At 71.8% G+C, this 18,899-nt stretch carries 14 protein-coding genes; all 14 read left to right on the forward strand.

All coding sequences use genetic code 11. The annotated features are described in order from the left end of the window. Positions 1–12 precede the first annotated feature (12 nt). The 14 genes from DVK44_RS30005 to DVK44_RS30070 all read left to right on the forward strand — a co-directional run bounded on the left by DVK44_RS30005 (position 13) and on the right by DVK44_RS30070 (position 18,896). Positions 13–1,194: an ROK family transcriptional regulator gene (locus DVK44_RS30005; protein ID WP_114663767.1), complete on the forward strand. Its 1,182-nt coding sequence runs from the start codon at positions 13–15 to the stop codon at positions 1,192–1,194. Positions 1,195–1,595: 401 nt separating this feature from the next. Beyond that, positions 1,596–3,152 carry a sugar ABC transporter ATP-binding protein gene (locus tag DVK44_RS30010; protein WP_114663768.1) on the forward strand — a complete coding sequence of 519 codons (1,557 nt, stop codon included), beginning with the start codon at positions 1,596–1,598 and terminating at the stop codon, positions 3,150–3,152. Beyond that, complete coding sequence (locus DVK44_RS30015; protein ID WP_228447425.1) at positions 3,149–4,258, forward strand: ABC transporter permease; 1,110 nt, start codon at positions 3,149–3,151, stop codon at positions 4,256–4,258. Before DVK44_RS30010 ends, DVK44_RS30015 begins: the two co-directional genes overlap by 4 nt. Before the next feature lie 56 nt (positions 4,259–4,314). Then, positions 4,315–5,355, forward strand: a complete 1,041-nt coding sequence (locus DVK44_RS30020) for a substrate-binding domain-containing protein (protein ID WP_114663769.1) — start codon at positions 4,315–4,317, stop codon at positions 5,353–5,355. 130 nt (positions 5,356–5,485) lie between these two features. Further along, entirely contained in the window at positions 5,486–6,652 is a 1,167-nt protein-coding gene (locus tag DVK44_RS30025) for a Gfo/Idh/MocA family protein (protein WP_114665534.1), read from the forward strand. 32 nt (positions 6,653–6,684) lie between these two features. Further along, positions 6,685–7,689 (forward strand): sugar phosphate isomerase/epimerase family protein, encoded by a 1,005-nt coding sequence (locus tag DVK44_RS30030; protein WP_114663770.1) that lies wholly within the window; start codon positions 6,685–6,687, stop codon positions 7,687–7,689. A 239-nt stretch (positions 7,690–7,928) separates the two neighbouring features. Next, positions 7,929–11,624 (forward strand): ThuA domain-containing protein, encoded by a 3,696-nt coding sequence (locus DVK44_RS30035; RefSeq protein ID WP_114663771.1) that lies wholly within the window; start codon positions 7,929–7,931, stop codon positions 11,622–11,624. A 223-nt stretch (positions 11,625–11,847) separates the two neighbouring features. Further along, positions 11,848–12,990 (forward strand): inositol-3-phosphate synthase, encoded by a 1,143-nt coding sequence (locus DVK44_RS30040; RefSeq protein WP_228447427.1) that lies wholly within the window; start codon positions 11,848–11,850, stop codon positions 12,988–12,990. After that, positions 12,987–13,994: an SCO3242 family prenyltransferase gene (locus DVK44_RS30045; RefSeq protein ID WP_114663773.1), complete on the forward strand. Its 1,008-nt coding sequence runs from the start codon at positions 12,987–12,989 to the stop codon at positions 13,992–13,994. The genes DVK44_RS30040 and DVK44_RS30045 overlap by 4 nt, the downstream gene beginning before the upstream one ends. Continuing rightward, entirely contained in the window at positions 13,991–14,836 is an 846-nt protein-coding gene (locus DVK44_RS30050) for a sugar phosphate isomerase/epimerase family protein (RefSeq protein ID WP_114663774.1), read from the forward strand. Before DVK44_RS30045 ends, DVK44_RS30050 begins: the two co-directional genes overlap by 4 nt. Continuing rightward, positions 14,833–15,459, forward strand: coding sequence for an EboA domain-containing protein (locus DVK44_RS30055; RefSeq protein WP_114663775.1), 627 nt, complete (start codon positions 14,833–14,835; stop codon positions 15,457–15,459). The genes DVK44_RS30050 and DVK44_RS30055 overlap by 4 nt, the downstream gene beginning before the upstream one ends. Beyond that, complete coding sequence (locus DVK44_RS30060) at positions 15,459–16,307, forward strand: TatD family hydrolase (RefSeq protein WP_114663776.1); 849 nt, start codon at positions 15,459–15,461, stop codon at positions 16,305–16,307. Before DVK44_RS30055 ends, DVK44_RS30060 begins: the two co-directional genes overlap by 1 nt. A gap of 4 nt (positions 16,308–16,311) precedes the next feature. Then, on the forward strand, positions 16,312–17,481 hold the full coding sequence (gene eboE, locus DVK44_RS30065) for a metabolite traffic protein EboE (RefSeq protein ID WP_114663777.1): 1,170 nt from the start codon (positions 16,312–16,314) through the stop codon (positions 17,479–17,481). Beyond that, entirely contained in the window at positions 17,478–18,896 is a 1,419-nt protein-coding gene (locus tag DVK44_RS30070; protein WP_114663778.1) for a nucleotide pyrophosphatase/phosphodiesterase family protein, read from the forward strand. The genes eboE and DVK44_RS30070 overlap by 4 nt, the downstream gene beginning before the upstream one ends. The last annotated feature ends 3 nt before the right edge of the window (positions 18,897–18,899 follow it).

Below are 18,899 nucleotides of genomic sequence, written 5' to 3' on the forward strand. Positions count from 1 at the left end.
CGCGTGAGACGTATGACGGCACGACCCGCGAACGCGCACCAGGCGCGACTGCTCCGGCTGTTGCGCGACGGAGGTCCCAACTCCCGTGCGCAGCTGGGCGATCAGGTGGATCTCTCGCGCTCGAAGCTGGCCGTCGAGGTGGACCGGCTGCTGGAGACCGGCCTGGTGGTCGCCGACGGACTCGCCGCCTCGCGCGGCGGCCGGCGCTCCCACAACATCCGGCTCGCACCGGCCATGCGCTTCCTCGGGGTGGACATCGGCGCCACCTCCATCGATGTGGCCGTCACCAACGCGGAGCTGGAGGTGCTCGGTCACCTCAACCACCCGATGGATGTCCGGGAAGGCCCCGTCGCCGTCTTCGAGCAGGTGCTCGCACTGGCGGCGAAGCTCAAAGTCTCCGGTCTCGCCGAGGAGTTCGACGGAGCGGGCATCGGTGTCCCCGGCCCGGTCCGCTTCCCCGAGGGAGTCCCGGTCGCCCCGCCGATCATGCCCGGCTGGGACGGCTTCCCCGTACGGGAGGCCCTCAGCCAGGAGCTGGGCTGCCCGGTCATGGTCGACAACGACGTGAACCTGATGGCGATGGGGGAGCAGCACGCGGGCGTCGCCCGCTCCGTGGGCGACTTCATCTGCGTCAAGATCGGTACGGGTATCGGCTGCGGCATCGTCGTCGGCGGCGATGTGTACCGGGGCACCACCGGCAGCGCGGGCGACATCGGCCATATCCAGGTCGAGTCGGACGGCCGGCCCTGCGCCTGCGGCAACAAGGGCTGCCTGGAGGCGTACTTCAGCGGCGCCGCGCTCGCCCGGGACGCCGAGGACGCGGCCCGCGACGGCCGCTCGCCCGAACTGGCCGCGCTGCTGGCGGCCTCGGGGCGGCTGACCGCCGTGGATGTCGCCGCCGCCGCGGCGGCCGGCGACCCCGCCGCGCTCGAACTCATCCGGGCGGGCGGGAACCGGGTCGGCCAGGTCATCGCCGGACTCGTCAGCTTCTTCAATCCCGGGCTCGTCGTGATCGGCGGCGGGGTGACCGGCCTCGGCCACACCCTGCTGGCCAGCGTACGGACCCAGGTCTACCGGCAGTCCCTGCCGCTGGCCACCGGCAATCTGCCCATCGTCCTGGGCGAGTTGGGGCAGACCGCCGGAGTCACTGGCGCGGCCCGGCTCATCAGCGACCACCTGTTCTCGCCGGCCTGAGGGCCGACGGCGTACCACCCGCACCAACACAGCGATACACAGCGATACACAGCAACACCGCGCCACGGAAACACCGCACCACTGAAACACCGCGCCACAGCAGCACAGTGACACCGCGACACACTCAGTACCCGCACACCTGAACCGTCTGAACCAACGTCACACCGAAACACCGGCACACCAGCACCTCCGCACGAGCCGCAGTACCCGCACGCGCCGCACCACAAGTGCCGCGCCCCGGACCCGTACGAGCCGCACGAGCCGCCATCCGCACCGAGCCGCCCCCGTACGACAGCTCTGTCCTGCCTCTGCCCGCCCTGCCTCCTGTCCGCCTGCCCTGCCTCCATTTCGCCCTGTTCGCCCTGCTCGCTCACCGGCCGCGTCCGCCGAGGGGATACGCCATGGCACCCGCACCACCCGCTCCACCCGTACCACCCCGCACCCCACTGCTCACCATGTCCGGCATCACCAAGACCTTCCCCGGAGTCCGCGCCCTCGACGGTGTGGACCTGGAGGTCGAGGCGGGCGAGGTCCACTGTCTGCTCGGCCAGAACGGCGCCGGGAAGTCCACACTCATCAAGGTTCTCGCCGGGGCACACCAGCCCGACGACGGTGTGATCACCTGGCAGGGCGAGCACGTCACACTGAAATCGCCCATCGCCGCCATGCGGCTCGGCATCGCCACCATCTACCAGGAACTCGACCTGGTCGAGGGGCTGTCGGTGGCGGAGAACGTCTTCCTCGGCCATGAACCGACCACCGCCGGATTCGTCGTCAGGGGCCGGGAGGCCAGAACCGCGGCCACCGCGCTGCTGGCCCGGCTCGGCCACTCCGAGATCCTGGCCCATCAGCTCGTCGGCTCGCTCTCCGCGGCCCAGCAGCAGATCGTCTCCATGGCCCGCGCGCTCTCCCACGACGTACGGCTCATCGTGATGGACGAGCCGTCCGCGGCCCTCGACCCCGACGAGGTCGACAACCTCTTCCGTACGGTCGCCACCCTCACCGCCGACGGGGTGGCCGTCATCTACATCTCGCACCGGCTGGAGGAGATCCGGCGCATCGGCGACCGGGTCACCGTCATCAAGGACGGCCGCACCGTGGCCGTCGCGCTGCCCGCGAAGGAGACCCCGACCCGCGAGGTCGTCGCGCTGATGACCGGCCGGAACGTCGAGTACGTCTTCCCCGAGCGGCCCGCCCCGCCGGCCCCCGGCGACGCGCGCCCCGAACCCGTCCTGCGGGTCGAAGGGCTCGCCAGGGAAGGGGAGTTCGCCCCTGTCGACCTCGAACTGCGGCCCGGCGAGATCGTCGGTCTGGCCGGGCTCGTGGGCTCCGGCCGCTCCGAGATCCTGGAGACGGTGTACGGCGCGCGCAAAGCCACCGCGGGCCGGGTCCTCGTCGACGGTGTCCCGCTGCGGCCCGGCAGTGTGCGCGCCGCCGTGCGCGCCGGCCTCGGGCTCGCCCCCGAGGAGCGCAAGGCCCAGGGGCTGCTGATGCTCGAATCGGTCACCCGCAATGTGTCCGTGTCGTCGCTGCCGCGCTTCGCCCGCGCGGGCTGGCTCGACCGTACGGCCGAACGGACCGCCGCCCAGGCCGCGACCAGGGAACTCTCGCTGCGCCCGGACAACCCGGACGCCCGGATCCGTACCCTCTCCGGCGGCAATCAGCAGAAGGCCGTACTCGCCCGCTGGCTGCTGCGCGGCTGCCGGGTGCTGCTGCTCGACGAACCGACGCGCGGGGTCGATGTGGGCGCCCGCGCCGAGCTGTACGCCGTCATCCGACGGCTGGCCGACGAGGGGCTCGCCGTTCTGCTCGTCTCCAGCGAGGTCCCCGAAGTGCTGGGCCTCGCCGACCGGGTGCTGGTTCTGCGCGAGGGCCGGGTGGTCCACCGGGCGCCCGCCCACGAGCTGGACGAGCACCGCGTACTCGATCTTGTGATGGAAGGGAGCCCGACGCCATGAAACCGCCTGCCTCCGAGGAGCGGCGGGGCGGGCCCGGCTCGGCCGCCTCGTCCGAACCGGCCGCACCGCCCGCCGAGTCCGTGTCCACCGCACCCGCGGCCCCCGCCGCGGCCGGCCCGTCCGGTACGTCCGGCCGGCCGAGCGGCGGCCCGCGCGCCCTCGGGCTGCGGCTCGACGTCCGCAACCTCTCCCTGCTGGGGGTGCTCGCCGCGCTGATCGTGGTCGGCGGCATCACCAAGCCGGATCAGTTCCTCGACACCAACAACCTCCAGCTCGTGCTGACCCAGGCGTCGGTCATCGGTGTGGTCACGGTCGGTATGACCTTCGTCATCACCAGCGGTGGCATCGACCTCTCGGTCGGCGCGATCGTGGCCCTCTCCTCGGTGTGGGCGACCACACTGGCCACCCAGGAGTTCGGCTTCGCCGGCATTCTCTTCACCGCCGTCCTGGTGGGGCTCGGCTGCGGGCTGGTGAACGGGACGCTCATCGCGTACGGCGGGATGGTGCCGTTCATCGCGACCCTCGCCATGCTCGCCTCGGCCCGCGGTCTCGCGCTCATGATCACCGACGGCAAGACCCAGATCGTCGAGGTCCAGTCGGTGCTCGACCTCGGGGTCCCCGACTCGTACGTGCTCGGGATCCCGCCGCTCGTACTGGTCTTCGCGGCCGTCACGGTCATCGGCTGGCTGATCCTGAACCGTACGACCTTCGGCCGCCGCACCGTCGCCGTCGGCGGCAACCCGGAGGCCGCCCGGCTCGCCGGTATCGATGTCCGCCGGCAGCGGCTCTACCTCTACCTGTTCTCCGGGCTCTGCTGCGGTATCGCGGCCTTCCTGCTGATCATCCTGGCGGGCTCCGGCCAGAACACCAACGGCAACCTGTACGAACTGGACGCCATCGCGGCGGCGATCATCGGCGGCACCCTGCTCAGCGGTGGCCGCGGCACGATCGTCGGCTCCGTCCTCGGCGTCCTCGTCTTCACCACCATCACCAACATCTTCGCTCTGAACAACCTCCAGAGCGATGTCCAGCAGATCGCCAAGGGCGCCATCATCGTCGCCGCCGTACTGGTCCAGCGCCGCACGCTGCGCAACGGCGAGGTCTGACACTCCGTCCGGCCCCGCACCCGCACCCCCCGCCCTACTTGAAGGGTTGACCCGTCATGCCTGAAACCAGCCGCAGAAGACTCCTCTTCGGCACCGCCGCCCTCTCGGCCGGAGCCTTCCTCACCGCCTGCACCAGCAACGAACCCGCCGCCGCGGAGACCTCCGCCAACAACGAGCCGGCCACCGACGGCGACAAGCCGGGCAAGGCCATCACCATCGGCTTCGCCGGCCCCCAGGCCGACCACGGCTGGCTGAACGCGATCAACGAGCAGGCGAAGGCACGGGCGAAGAAGTACTCCGAGGTGACGCTGGACATCACCGAGGGCTCCAACGACATCGCCGCGCAGATCGGCCAGGTCGAGACGCTGATCAACAAGAAGGTCGACGTCCTGGTGATCCTGCCGGCCGACGGCAAGGCGCTCACCCAGGTCGGCCTCAAGGCCATGCGCGCCGGTATCCCGGTCATCAACCTCGACCGGATCTTCTCCAACCCGCAGGCGTACCGCGCCTACATCGGCGGCGACAACTACGGCATGGGCGTCAGCGCCGGCAACTACATCGGCCAGCGGCTCAAGGACAAGAAGGACGCCAAGGTCATCGAGCTGGCCGGGATCGACGGCCTGGAGCTGACCCAGCAGCGCACCAAGGGCTTCGACGACGCCCTGAAGAACTACCCGAACATCAAGAAGGTCGCCCGTCAGGCCGCCGACTTCACCGTCGAGTCAGGCCAGGCCAAGATGGCCCAGCTGCTCCAGGCGCAGTCCTCCTTCGACGCGCTCTGGAACCACGACGACGACCAGGGCGTCGGCGCGCTGCGCGCCATCCAGCAGGCCGGCCGCGACGACTTCCTGATGGTCGGCGGCGCGGGTGCCAAGTCCGCGATGGACGCCATCAAGGCCGACAACAGCGTGCTCAAGGCGACCGTCCTGTACCCGCCGACGATGGCCGCCTCCGCCATCGACCTGGCGCGCTTCCTCGGCCAGACCAAGGGTGTCAGCGGACTGGCCGAGCTGGAGATCCCGGCCTCGGTGACGCTCTACTCCGCCGTCGTCGACAAGGACAACGTCGACCAGTACCTCCCGACCGGTTTCCGCTGACCGGCACCGACCGGCCCCACGGCCGGGCCGTCCCCACTGTGCGAGATGACGAGGAGTTATCCGGATGACCCCCAGTCCCACGGAAGCGCCGGACCGGAAGGCCGCCCCACCGCCGGCTCTCGGTATCGGCATGGTCGGATACGCGTTCATGGGCGCCGCCCACTCCCAGGGGTGGCGTACCGCCGGACATGTCTTCGACCTGCCGATGCGGCCCGTACTCGCCGCGGTCTGCGGCCGTGACCGGTCGGCGGTGGAGGCGGCGGCGGCGAAACACGGCTGGGCCGCCGCCGAGACCGACTGGCGGCGCCTGATCGAGCGGGACGATGTACAGGTGGTCGACGTCTGCACACCGGGGGACAGCCACGCGGAGATCGCCATCGCCGCCCTGGAGGCGGGCAAGCACGTGCTGTGCGAGAAGCCGCTCGCCAACTCGGTGGCCGAGGCGGAGGCGATGGTACGGGCCGCGGAGGCGGCCCGTACCCGGGGCCAGCTGGCGATGGTGGGCTTCAACTACCGTCGCGTACCGGCCGTCTCGTACGCGCGCAAGCTCATCGAGGCGGGCCGGCTGGGCGCCCTGCGCCATGTCCGGGTCACCTATCTCCAGGACTGGCTGGCCGACCCGGAGGCCCCGCTGACCTGGCGGCTCGACCGCGAGCGCGCCGGATCGGGGGCGCTGGGGGATCTGGGGGCGCATATCGTCGACCTCGCGCAGTTCCTGGCGGGGGAGCCGATCGCCGGGGTCTCCGCGCTCTCGGAGACCTTCGTACGGGAGCGGCCGGTCCTCAGCGGCGCGCGCGCCGGTCTGTCGGGGGCGGCGGGCAGCGCGTACGGGCCGGTGACCGTGGACGACGCGGCGGTGTTCACCGGGCGGCTCGCCTCGGGCGCGCTCGCCTCCTTCGAGGCGACACGGATGGCGGCCGGCCGCAAGAACGCGCTGCGGCTGGAGATCAACGGCGAGCGCGGTTCGCTCGCCTTCGATCTGGAGCGGCTCAACGAGCTGTCGTTCCACGACCACTCCGAGCCCGCGGCCACGGCCGGTTTCCGCCGGATCCTGGTCACCGAGCCCGAGCATCCCTATCTGGAGGCGTGGTGGCCGCCGGGCCACGGGCTCGGTTACGAGCACACCTTCGTCCACCAGGCGCGCGATCTGGTGCTGGCGGTCGCGGCCGGGGCCGATCCGGCGCCGTCCTTCGCCGACGGGCTCCAGGTCCAGCGGGTGCTGGCCGCCGTGGAGGAGAGTGCCGCGAAGAACGCCGTGTACACGCCCGTACCGCCGCCGGACGCGCCCCGCGCGTAGCGTCCGCACACCACGAGCAGGAGGAGAACCGTATGCCACGCCCGTTCACCCTCTTCACCGGCCAGTGGGCCGATCTGCCCCTGGAGGAGGTGTGCCGGCTCGCCCGTGACTTCGGTTACGACGGGCTGGAACTCGCCTGCTGGGGCGACCACTTCGAGGTCGACAAGGCGCTCGCCGACCCGGCGTATCTGGAGGGGCGCCACCAGCTGCTCGACAAGTACGGCCTCAAGTGCTGGGCGATCTCGAACCACTTGGTGGGCCAGGCGGTCTGCGACAACCCCATCGACGAGCGCCACCGGGGCATCCTGCCCGGCAGGATCTGGGGCGACGGGGAGGCGGAGGGCGTCAGACAGCGCGCCGCCGCCGAGATCAAGGACACCGCGCGGGCCGCCGCCGCCTTCGGGGTGGACACCGTCGTCGGTTTCACCGGCTCGTCCATCTGGCATCTGGTCGCGATGTTCCCGCCGGTGCCGCCGGGCATGATCGACCGGGGGTACGAGGACTTCGCGGAGCGCTGGAACCCGATCCTCGACGTCTTCGACGCCGAGGGTGTGCGCTTCGCCCACGAGGTGCACCCGAGCGAGATCGCGTACGACTACTGGACCACCCAGCGCGCACTGGAGGCGCTGGACCACCGGCCCGCGTTCGGGCTGAACTTCGACCCGAGCCACTTCGTGTGGCAGGACCTCGATCCGGTGGGCTTCCTCTACGACTTCCGGGACCGGATCTACCACGTCGACTGCAAGGAGGCCCGCAAGCGCCTCGACGGCCGCAACGGCCGCCTCGGCAGCCATCTGCCGTGGGGCGACCCGCGGCGCGGCTGGGACTTCGTCTCGGGCGGGCACGGCGAGGTGCCGTGGGAGGACGTGTTCCGGATGCTGCGGTCGATCGCGTACGAGGGGCCGATCTCGGTCGAGTGGGAGGACGCCGGCATGGACCGGCTGACCGGTGCCCCGGAGGCGCTGGCCCATCTGAAGCGCTTCGACTTCGACCCGCCGGCGGCGTCCTTCGACGCGGCTTTCGGGGGCGGGGAGTAACGCCTTCTTTGTCCTGGGCCGGGAGAAAGCACAACTTAACCGGTGCGCAAGGGCTTTCGGCCCGGGACAAACGCGGCTACCGTCCATGGGGAAGCGTTGATCTGTACAGGACAAACGTGTACGCGCAGGAACGATCGGTACCAGTGACCACGGCGTGACGGCGCACGTCGGTGGTGTGAGCGCGTCGGACCGCGCTCGGCAACCCGTACGTACGAACAGCCCATCCGTGGAGGACTTTCGTGCACAAGAAACGCCCAAGAGCCGCAACTCTCCTCGCCCTTCTGACGAGCGCCCTGCTCGCCGGATCGAGCCTCGCCGCCGTCCCCGCCACCGCCGCCGACCCCGGACCCACCGCCGCGGACAGCGCCTCGGCGGAGAGCTTCCAGCAGGTGACCCTCGCCAAGGGCGCCGACGAGGTCGGCGAGCCCATGTCGCTCGCCGTCCTGCCGGACCGGCGGGTGCTGCACACCTCGCGGGACGGCACACTGCGGATCACCGACGCAGGCGGTGACACCACGGTCGCGGGCCGGCTGGATGTCTACAGCCACGACGAGGAGGGCCTCCAGGGCGTCGGTGTGGACCCCGGCTTCGCCGAGAACCGGGCCATCTACCTCTACTACGCGCCCAAGCTCAACACCCCGGCGGGCGACGCCCCCGACAACGGCACCGCCGCCGACTTCGCCCCGTTCGACGGATACAACCGGCTCTCCCGCTTCACCCTGAACGCGGACGGCACCCTGAACACCGCCAGCGAGAAGAAGGTGCTCGACGTCGCGGCCACCCGCGGCACCTGCTGCCACGTCGGCGGCGACATCGCCTTCGACGCGGACGGCAACCTCTACCTCTCGACCGGCGACGACACCAACCCGTTCGCCTCCGACGGCTACACACCGATCGACGTACGGCCCGACCGCAACCCCGCCTTCGACGCCCAGCGCAGCTCCGGCAACACCAACGACCTGCGCGGCAAGGTCCTGCGCATCAAGGTCGCCGACGACGGCTCGTACACCGTCCCGGAGGGCAACCTCTTCGCCCCCGGCACCGCGAAGACCCGGCCCGAGATCTACGCGATGGGGTTCCGCAACCCGTTCCGGATCTCCGTCGACCAGAAGACCGGTGTGGTGTACGTCGGTGACTACGGCCCCGACGCGGGCGCCGCCTCCCCGACCAGGGGCCCGTCCGGCATGGTCGAGTTCGCCCGGATCACCGAGGCCGGCAACTTCGGCTGGCCGTACTGCGTCGGCAAGAACGAGCCGTACATCGCCTACGACTTCGCCACCAAGGCGTCCGGCGCCGCCTTCGACTGCGCGGCCCCCAAGAACAACTCGCCGCACAACACCGGACTCGTCGACCTGCCGCCCGCCCAGCCGGCCTGGATCGACTACGACGGCGGCAGTGTGCCCGAGTTCGGCAACGGCTCCGAGTCGCCCATGGCGGGCCCGGTCTACCGCTACGACGCCGACCTCGACTCCCCGGTGAAGTTCCCCGAGGCGTACGACGGCGACTTCTTCGCGGGCGAGTTCGGCCGCCAGTGGATCAAGCGCATCGAGCACGACGACGACGGCACGGTGAACGGGATCAACCCGTTCCCCTGGAGCGGCACCCAGGTCATGGACATGGAGTTCGGCCCCGACGGCGCGCTCTACGTCCTCGACTACGGTCTGTCCTGGTTCGGCGGCGACGAACACTCCGCGCTCTACCGCATCGAGAACGTGACCGGCGGCAGATCACCCATCGCCGCCGTCACCGCCGACAAGACCTCCGGCAAGGCGCCCCTCAAGGTGACCTTCTCCTCGGCCGGCACCCACGACCCCGACGGCGACCCGCTCACCTACGCCTGGGACTTCGGCGACGGCGGCACCTCCACCGAGGCCAACCCCACGTACAAGTACCGCACCAACGGCACCTACACCGCCCGCCTCACGGTGACCGACCCCGGCGGCCGGACCGGTACGGCGTCGGCGCGCGTGGTCGTCGGCAACACCGCGCCCACCGTGAAACTCGAACTCCCCGCCGACGGGACGCTGTTCAACTTCGGTGACACCATCCCCTTCAAGGTGAAGGTCACCGACCCGGAGGACGGCCGGATCGACTGCGCCAAGGTGATCGTCCGCTACATCCTCGGCCACGACAACCACGGCCACCCCATCACCTCCACCAACGGCTGCGAAGGCACGATCACCGCGCCCGCCGACACCGAACACGACCCCAACGCCAATATCTTCGGGGTGATCGACGCCGAGTACACCGACGGCGGAGGCGGCGGCCAGGCCCCGCTCACCGGCCGCGCGCAGATCCAGCTCCAGCCGCGCCACCGGCAGGCCGAGCACTTCAACAACTCCCACGGCATCACGGTCTACGAGAAGGCCGCGGCCAACGGCGGCAAGACCGTCGGCGACATCGACAACGGCGACTGGATCTCCTTCAAGCCGTACAACCTCACCGGCTCGAAGACACTCACCGCCCGGATCTCCTCCGGCGGCGCCGGCGGCTTCCTCGAAGTACGCACCGGCTCGGCGAGCGGCCCCCTGCTCGGCTCCTCGCCCGTGCCCGTCACCGGCGGCTGGGAGACCTTCCAGGACATCGACGTACCGCTGAGGTCCGTACCGAAGAAGACCACCGAACTCTTCCTGGTCTTCAAGGGCGGCTCCGGAGCGCTCTTCGACATCGACGACTTCGAGATCACCACGAAGGCCCCCGGCAAGAACGACAAGCGCGTCCTCGTCTTCTCGAAGACCGCCGGCTTCCGCCACGACGCCATCCCCGAGGGCATCGCGGCGCTCAAGGAGGTCGGCAAGACCACCGGCATCACCGTCGACGCCACCGAGACGGCCGCCCAGTTCACCACCAGCAACCTGGCCCGGTACGACGCGGTGGTCTTCCTCTCCACCACCGGAGACGTCCTCGACGCGACCCAGCAGAAGGCGTTCGAGGGCTATATCGCCTCCGGCGGCGGCTACATGGGCGTGCACGCGGCGGCCGACACCGAGTACGACTGGCCGTTCTACGGCGGCCTGGTCGGCGCCTACTTCCAGTCCCACCCGGCGAACCAGAGCGCCACGATCCGTGTCGAGGACAAGACCCACCCCGCCACCGCGCACCTCTCCGACGAGTGGCAGCGCGTCGACGAGTGGTACAACTACCGCACCAACCCCCGCGACCGGGTACGGGTTCTCGCCACCCTCGACGAGACCAGCTACCGGGGCGGCACGATGAAGGGCGACCACCCGATCGCCTGGTGCCAGACCTACCAGGGCGGGCGCTCCTTCTACACCGGCCTCGGCCACACCAAGGAGTCCTACACCGAACCCGCCTTCCGGCAGCATCTGCTCGGCGGACTGCGGTACGCGGCCGGCCAGGTGAAGGCCGACTGCAAGCCGAAGACCGACTACCGGCCGCTGTTCAACGGGAAGACGCTGGAGGGCTGGAAGCAGGCGGGCCCCGGCAAGTTCAACATCGTCGACGGTGAACTGCGCACCGAGGGCGGCATGGGGCTGCTCTGGTACCAGGCCAAGGAGTTCGGTTCGTACTCCCTCAAGCTGGACTGGAAGATGGAGGGCGACGACAACTCCGGTGTGTTCGTGGGCTTCCCGCCCTCCGACGACCCCTGGTCCGCGGTGAACAACGGGTACGAGGTGCAGATCGACGCCACCGACACACCCGACCGCACCACCGGCGCCGTCTACGGCTTCAAGTCGGCCGACATCAAGGCCCGGGACCGGGCGCTGCGCCCGCCCGGCCAGTGGAACAGCTATGAGATCAAGGTCCAGGGCGAACGGCTGCGGATCTTCCTCAACGGTGTGAAGATCAACGACTTCACCAACACCGATCCGGCGCGCAGCCTGACCAGCGGACACATCGGCCTCCAGAACCACGGAGCCGGCGACCGCGTGTCGTTCCGCGACATCCAGATCAAGGAACTGCCCTCCTCCTAGGCCGGCGGCGGGCGGGGAGGCGCCGTACTCCCCGCCCGCCGTCACCACCCACCCGTACGTATCCGCCCCCACGCGTACGTTTCCGCCCCCACGCGTACGCACCCGCACCCACCCGTGCGCCATCCGCACCACCCGTAGGCCATCCGCACCCGCACCGGACCCCGCATCCGGACCGCACCCGAACCCGCACTCGCACCCGCACGTACCGCCAGGGAGGCCCCCCGTGCCCACCACCCCGACGCCGAGAGGCGAACAGCCCACCCACCGCACCGGAGTCTGGTTCGTCGGGGCGCGCGGCTCCGTCGCCACCACCGCCGTCGCGGGATGCGCGGCGGTGACCGCCGGACTCCATCCCCCGACGGGCATGGTCACCGAGACCCCGCCCTTCGCGGAGTCGGGACTGCCCGCACTCTCCTCCCTCGTCTTCGGCGGCCACGACACCGCGAGCTGCCCGCTGCCCAAGCGCGCCGAGGAGCTGACCGCGGCCGGAGTGCTGCCCCACGGGCTGCCCGCCGCGCTGCACGCCGAACTCGACGCCGCCGACCGGGAGATCCGGCCCGGCGGACCGCAGCCGGGCGACACCCGGAGCGACGAGGAGATCATCGCCTCCTTCGCCGACGACCTCACCGACTTCACCCGCCGCACCGGGGTCGCGCGCACCGTGGTGGTCAACGTCTCCTCCACCGAACCGGCCCCCGGCCCCGACGCGCTTCGGCTGCCCGCCAGTTCGCTGTACGCGGCCGCCGCCGTCCGGGCAGGCTGCCCGTACGTCAACTTCACCCCCTCCACCGGGCTGCGCACCGGCCCGCTCACCGCCGCCGCCGAGGCCCGCGGACTTCCCCACGCGGGCCGGGACGGCAAGACGGGCCAGACGCTGCTCCGTTCCGTACTCGCCCCCATGTTCGTCCAGCGGGCCCTGGCCGTCCGGGCCTGGTCGGGCACGAACCTGCTGGGCGGCGGGGACGGAGCGGCGCTGGCCGACCCGGCCGCGGCGGCGGCCAAGAACGCGGGCAAGGAGCGCGTCCTCACCGACACCCTGGGCACGGCGCCCGAGGGCGAGGTCCATATCGACGACGTCCCGGCGCTCGGTGACTGGAAGACCGCCTGGGACCACATCGCCTTCGACGGCTTCCTCGGCTCGCGGATGATCCTCCAGACCATCTGGCAGGGCTGCGACTCGGCCCTCGCCGCGCCCCTCGTACTGGATCTGGCCCGGCTGCTGGCCCGCGCCCACGAGGCCGGGCTGAGCGGCCCCCTGCCCGAACTCGGCTTCTACTTCAAGGACCCGGACGGCGGACCCGCCGCGCTCGCCGAACAGTACGGAGAACTGCTGGCCTTCGCGGAGCGGCTGCGGGAGACCGGATGAGCCCGCGCCGCGGCGCCTGGGCCGAACTCCTGCGAATATCGGCCCTGTTCACCGTCCCGGGCGACGCGCTGGCCGGCGCGGCCGGCGCGGGGCTGCGCCCCAACCGGTCCACCGCGCTGGCCGTGGGCGCGTCGCTGTGCCTGTACGAGGCGGGGATGGCGCTCAACGACTGGGCGGACCGCGACGAGGACGCCCGCGACCGGCCGCACCGGCCGATCCCCTCGGGGCGCGTCTCCCCGCGCGCCGCGCTGACGGCGGCGGCCGCCCTGACCGGGGCCGGGCTGGCCCTGGCCGCCCGCGCCGGCCGGCCGTCCCTGGCCGTGGGCTCCGCGCTCGCCGCCACCGTCTGGTCCTACGACCTCTGGCTCAAGCACACCCCGGCGGGCCCGGCGGCCATGGGCGCGGCACGGGCCCTGGATCTCCTCCTGGGCGCGACGGCCACGGCGGCGGCAGCGGCGCCGGGCGGGACGGGCACGGCGAGCGGGCCGGGCACAGCGGGCGCTCCCCGGGCCGCCGCCCGCGCGGCGCTGCCGTCGGCCGCGCTGCTCGGCGCGCACACCGTCGCCGTCACCGCCGTCTCGCGCCGCGAGGCCCAGGGCGGCTCGTCGGCCGTGCCGCTGGCCGGACTGCTCGCCACCGGTGTACTGGGCGCGATGGCGAGCCGGCGCTCCCCGGCCGATCGCACCGCCGCGCCCGCGCCCGCCCACGGCGCCGCACCCGCCACCCCCGTACCCGCTTCGCGGGGGAGCCTCGCCGCCGTCGGACGGCTGGCGGCCCCGGTCCTCGCCGCCGGTTACGCCGGCACCGCGGGCCGGCCGCTGCTGCACGCCGCGCTCAACCCGTCCCCGCCCCTCACCCAGCGCGCCGTCGGCGGCGGCATCCGGGCGATGATCCCGCTCCAGGCCGCACTGGCGGCGCGCGGCGGGGCGGTCGGCGTCGCGCTCGGCGTCATCGGGCTCATACCGGCGGCGCGCACCCTCGCACGGAAAGTGAGCCCCACATGAGCCTGCGACTCGGATACGGCACCAACGGGCTCACCGACCTCCGGCTGGACGACGCCCTCGGGCTCCTCGCCGGTCTCGGCTACGACGGGGTCGGGCTCACCCTCGACCATATGCACCTCGACCCGCTCGCCCCCGAACTGGCCGCCCGCACCCAGCGCGTCGCCCGGCGGCTGGCGGAGCTGGGCCTCGGCGTCACCGTGGAGACCGGCGCCCGCTATGTGCTCGACCCGCGCCGCAAACACGGCCCCTCCCTCCTCGACCCGGACCCCGACGGGCGGGCCGCCCGGACCGCGCTGCTCGTGACGGCCGTACAGGTCGCCGCCGACCTCGGCGCGCACGCCGTGCACTGCTTCAGCGGTATCGTCCCGGCCGGCACCGACACCGACACCGCGTGGAAACGGCTCGAAGAGGCCCTCACCCCCGTACTCGACGCGGCCGACGCCGCCGACATCCCGCTCGCCTTCGAGCCGGAACCAGGCCAGCTCGTCTCCCGTCTCGACGACTTCCACCGGCTCAGACACCTCCTCGGCGACCCCGACCCGCTCGGACTCACCCTCGACATCGGACACTGCCAGTGCCTGGAGACCGCGCCGCCCGCCGACTGCGTACGGGACGCCGCCCCCTGGCTGCGGCACGTACAGATCGAGGACATGCGGCGCGGCGTCCACGAACACCTCCCCTTCGGCGACGGCGAGATCGACTTCCCGCCCGTCCTCGACGCGCTGGCCGCCACCGGCTACCAGGGCCTGACCGTCGTCGAGCTGCCCCGGCACTCGCACGCCGGCCCCGAACTCGCCCGCACCTCCCTGGACTTCCTCCGCACGGCGGGAGCGACACCATGACCCAGGACACCACCACCGCGCCCACCCGCGACACCCTGCGCGGCCTGCTCGACCCCGCCGCCGCGACCTGGCTGGACGCCGCCCTCACCGAGGCCCACGCGCACGCGCGCACCCCGGACCCGGCCGGCGGCGCCGTCCCGCCCTGGGAGCTGCGCTTCGCCGCCGCCGGCCGGCACTGCGGCCAGGACCACGCCGACACCGTCCGCACCCTGCTCCTCGACGCGGCGGACGCCGACACCGGCACCCTCACCCGGCTCTACCAGCGGGGCAGCGCCGCCGAGCGCCGCGCCGTCCTGCTCGCGCTGCCCCACCGGGTCACCGGACCGGACGCCCTGCCACTGATCGAGGACGCCCTGCGCACCCACGACAGCCGGCTGATCGCCGCCGCCGTCGGCCCCTACGCCGCCACCCATCTCGGCGCCCACGCCTGGCGGCACGCCGTCCTGAAGTGCCTCTTCACCGGGGTGCCCCTCGACACCGTCGCCGGCCTGGCACGCCGCGCCCGCGGCGACGGCGAACTGGCCCGGATGCTCGCCGACTTCGCGGCCGAACGCACCGCCGCCGGCCGTCCCGTACCCGCCGACCTGCACCACGCGTCACACCTGACCGGCGAGGAGTTCTGATGCGCATCTTCGACCCCCATATCCATATGACCTCCCGCACCACCGACGACTACCGGGCGATGTACGCCGCCGGAGTCCGCGCCCTCGTCGAACCCGCCTTCTGGCTCGGCCAGCCCCGCACCTCGCCGGCCAGCTTCTACGACTACTTCGACGCCCTCCTCGGCTGGGAGCCGTTCCGCGCCGCCCAGTACGGCATCGCCCACCACTGCACCCTCGCTCTCAACCCGAAAGAGGCCAACGACCCCCGCTGTCTGCCCGTCCTCGACGAACTTCCCCGCTATCTCGTCAAGGACGGTGTCGTCGCCGTCGGCGAGATCGGCTACGACTCGATGACCCCCGCCGAGGACACCGCGCTGGCCACCCAGCTCCAGCTCGCCGCCGACCACGGACTCCCCGCACTCGTCCACACCCCGCACCGCGACAAGCTGTCCGGGCTGCGCCGCACCATCGACGCCGTACGGGAATCGGCCCTCGCCCCGGACCGCGTCCTGCTCGACCACCTCAACGAGACCACCGTGAAGGAGGCGGCCGACAGCGGCAGCTGGCTCGGCTTCTCCATCTACCCGGACACCAAGATGGACGAGGACCGCATGGTCGCCGTCCTCAAGGAGCACGGCACCGAGAAAGTGCTCGTCAACTCGGCGGCCGACTGGGGCAACAGCGACCCCCTCAAGACCCGCAAGGTCGCCGACGCCATGCTCGCGGCCGGATTCGACGAGGACGACGTCGACACCGTCCTGTGGCGCAACCCCGTCGCCTTCTACGGGCTCAGCGGCCGTCTCCAGCTCGACGTCCCCGCCCCGGAGGCCCTGCACGAGGGCAACTCCGTCCTGCGCGGCGGGGAGTGACCGGATGCGCTTCCGCCACCCCGACGGCTCCACCGTCCATCTCGCGTACTGCACCAATGTCCACCCCGCCGAGACCCTCGACGGAGTCCTCGCCCAGCTGCGCGACCACTGCGAGCCGGTCCGCCGCCGCCTCGGCCGGGACCGCCTCGGCATCGGCCTCTGGCTCGCCAAGGACGCGGCCCGGTCCCTGATCAACGACCCGGTGACCCTGCGCGGACTCCGCGCCGAACTCGACCGCCGCGGACTGGAGGTCGTCACCCTCAACGGCTTCCCGTACGAGGGCTTCGGCGCCGAAGAGGTCAAGTACCGCGTGTACAAGCCGGACTGGGCCGACCCCGAACGCCTCGCCCACACCGGGGACCTCGCCCGGCTGCTGGCCGCCCTGCTGCCCGACGACATCACCGAGGGCTCCGTCTCCACCCTCCCGCTCGGCTGGCGCACCCACTGGACCGAGGACCGCGACCGCACCGCCCGCACCGCGCTCGGCGCGCTCGCCGACCGGCTCGACGCGCTGGAGGAGCTGACCGGGAAATCCATCCGGATCGCCCTCGAACCTGAGCCCGGCTGCACCGTCGAGACCACCGCCGACGCCATCGGCCCCCTCACCGCACTCGCCTCCCACCGTATCGGCGTCTGTGTCGACACCTGCCATCTCGCCACCTCCTTCGAAGACCCGGCCACCGCCCTGGACGCGCTCACCGCCGCCGGACTGACCATTCCCAAGGCCCAGCTCTCCGCCGCCCTGCACGCCGAACAGCCACGGCTGCCGGAAGTACGCGAAGCCCTCGCCGCGTTCGCCGAACCCCGCTTCCTCCACCAGACCCGCGCCCGCACCGCCGCCGGACTCCTCGGCACCGACGACCTCGACGAGGCCCTCGCCGGCGCCGCACTGCCCGACGACACACCCTGGCGCGCCCACTTCCACGTACCCCTGCACGCCCCGCCCGCCCCGCCGCTCACCTCCACCCTTCCCGTGCTCCAGGAGGCCCTGGCCCGGCTCGTCGGCGGCCCCGTGCCGCTCACCCGCCATCTGGAGGTCGAGACCTACACCTGGCAGGCCCTCCCGCCGTGGCTGCGCCCGCGCTCGCGCGGCCAGCTCGCCGACGGCATCGCCGCCGAACTCACCCTGGCCCGCGATCTGCTGGTCGACCTCGGTCTCAAGGAACTGCCATGACGCCCACTCCGCTGCTCGTTCTCGATGTCGTCGGCCTCACCCCCCAACTGCTCCGCCATATGCCCCGGCTGACCGCGCTGGCCGCCACCGGCTCCCGGGCGCCGCTGACCACCGTCCTGCCCGCCGTCACCTGTAGCGCCCAGTCCACCTTTCTCACCGGCACACTCCCCGCCGAGCACGGCATCGTCGGCAACGGCTGGTACTTCCGGGAGCTGGGTGACGTACTGCTCTGGCGCCAGCACAACGGACTCGTCGCCGGGGACAAGCTCTGGGACGCCGCCCGCCGCGCCCACCCCGGCTACACCGTCGCCAATGTCTGCTGGTGGTACGCCATGGGCGCGGACACCGACTACACCGTCACCCCGCGTCCGGTGTACTACGCCGACGGGCGCAAGGAACCCGACTGCTACACCCGGCCCCCCGAGCTGCACGACGAGCTGACCGAGCTGTTCGGCACATTCCCCCTCTTCCACTTCTGGGGGCCCGGGGCCGATCTCGTCTCCTCCCAGTGGATCGTGGACGCCACCCGCCATCTCCTGCGCACGCGCCGGCCCGATCTGGCGCTCTGCTACCTCCCTCATCTCGACTACGACCTCCAGCGCTTCGGCCCCGACGACCCGCGCTCCCACCGCGCCGCCGCCGACCTCGACACCGCCCTGGCCCCGCTCCTCGACGACGCCGCCGAGCAGGGCCGTACCGTCGTCGCGCTCTCCGAGTACGGCATCACGCAGGTCTCCCGGCCGGTCGACATCAACCGGGCGCTGCGCAGGGCCGGACTGCTGGAGGTGCACACGCAGGACGGCATGGAGTATCTCGACCCCATGGCCTCCCGCGCCTTCGCCGTCGCGGACCACCAGCTGGCCCATGTCTATGTCCGCCGGCCGGAGGATCTCGACGCGACCCGCGAGGCGCTCGCGGACCTCCCCGGGATCGACGAGATCCTCGACGACGAGGGCAAGAAGGCCCAGGGGCTCGACCATCCCCGCTCGGGCGAGCTGGTGGCCGTCGCCGAACCCGATGCCTGGTTCACGTACTACTACTGGCTGGACGACGACCGGGCGCCCGACTTCGCCCAACTGGTCGAGATCCACCGCAAACCCGGCTACGACCCCGTCGAGCTGTTCATGGACCCGCTCGATCCCTACGTACGCCTCAAGGCGGCCAAGGCGATCGCCCGCAAGAAGCTCGGCATGCGCTACCGGCTCGCGGTGGTCCCCCTGGACCCGTCACCTATTCGCGGCAGCCACGGCCGCCTGCCGAGGAGCGACGAAGAAGGTCCGCTCATCATCTGTTCCACCCCCCGCGCCGTCGGCGACCGCGTGGCGGCCACCGATGTGAAGTCCCTGCTCCTCCAGCTTGCCGGACTGCAAGGCCCGACGGAAGACAGTGGCGAAGACACGCCAGAAGCGACATAAGGA

Source organism: Streptomyces paludis, assembly GCF_003344965.1.
Classification (GTDB): Bacteria; Actinomycetota; Actinomycetes; order Streptomycetales; family Streptomycetaceae; genus Streptomyces; species Streptomyces paludis.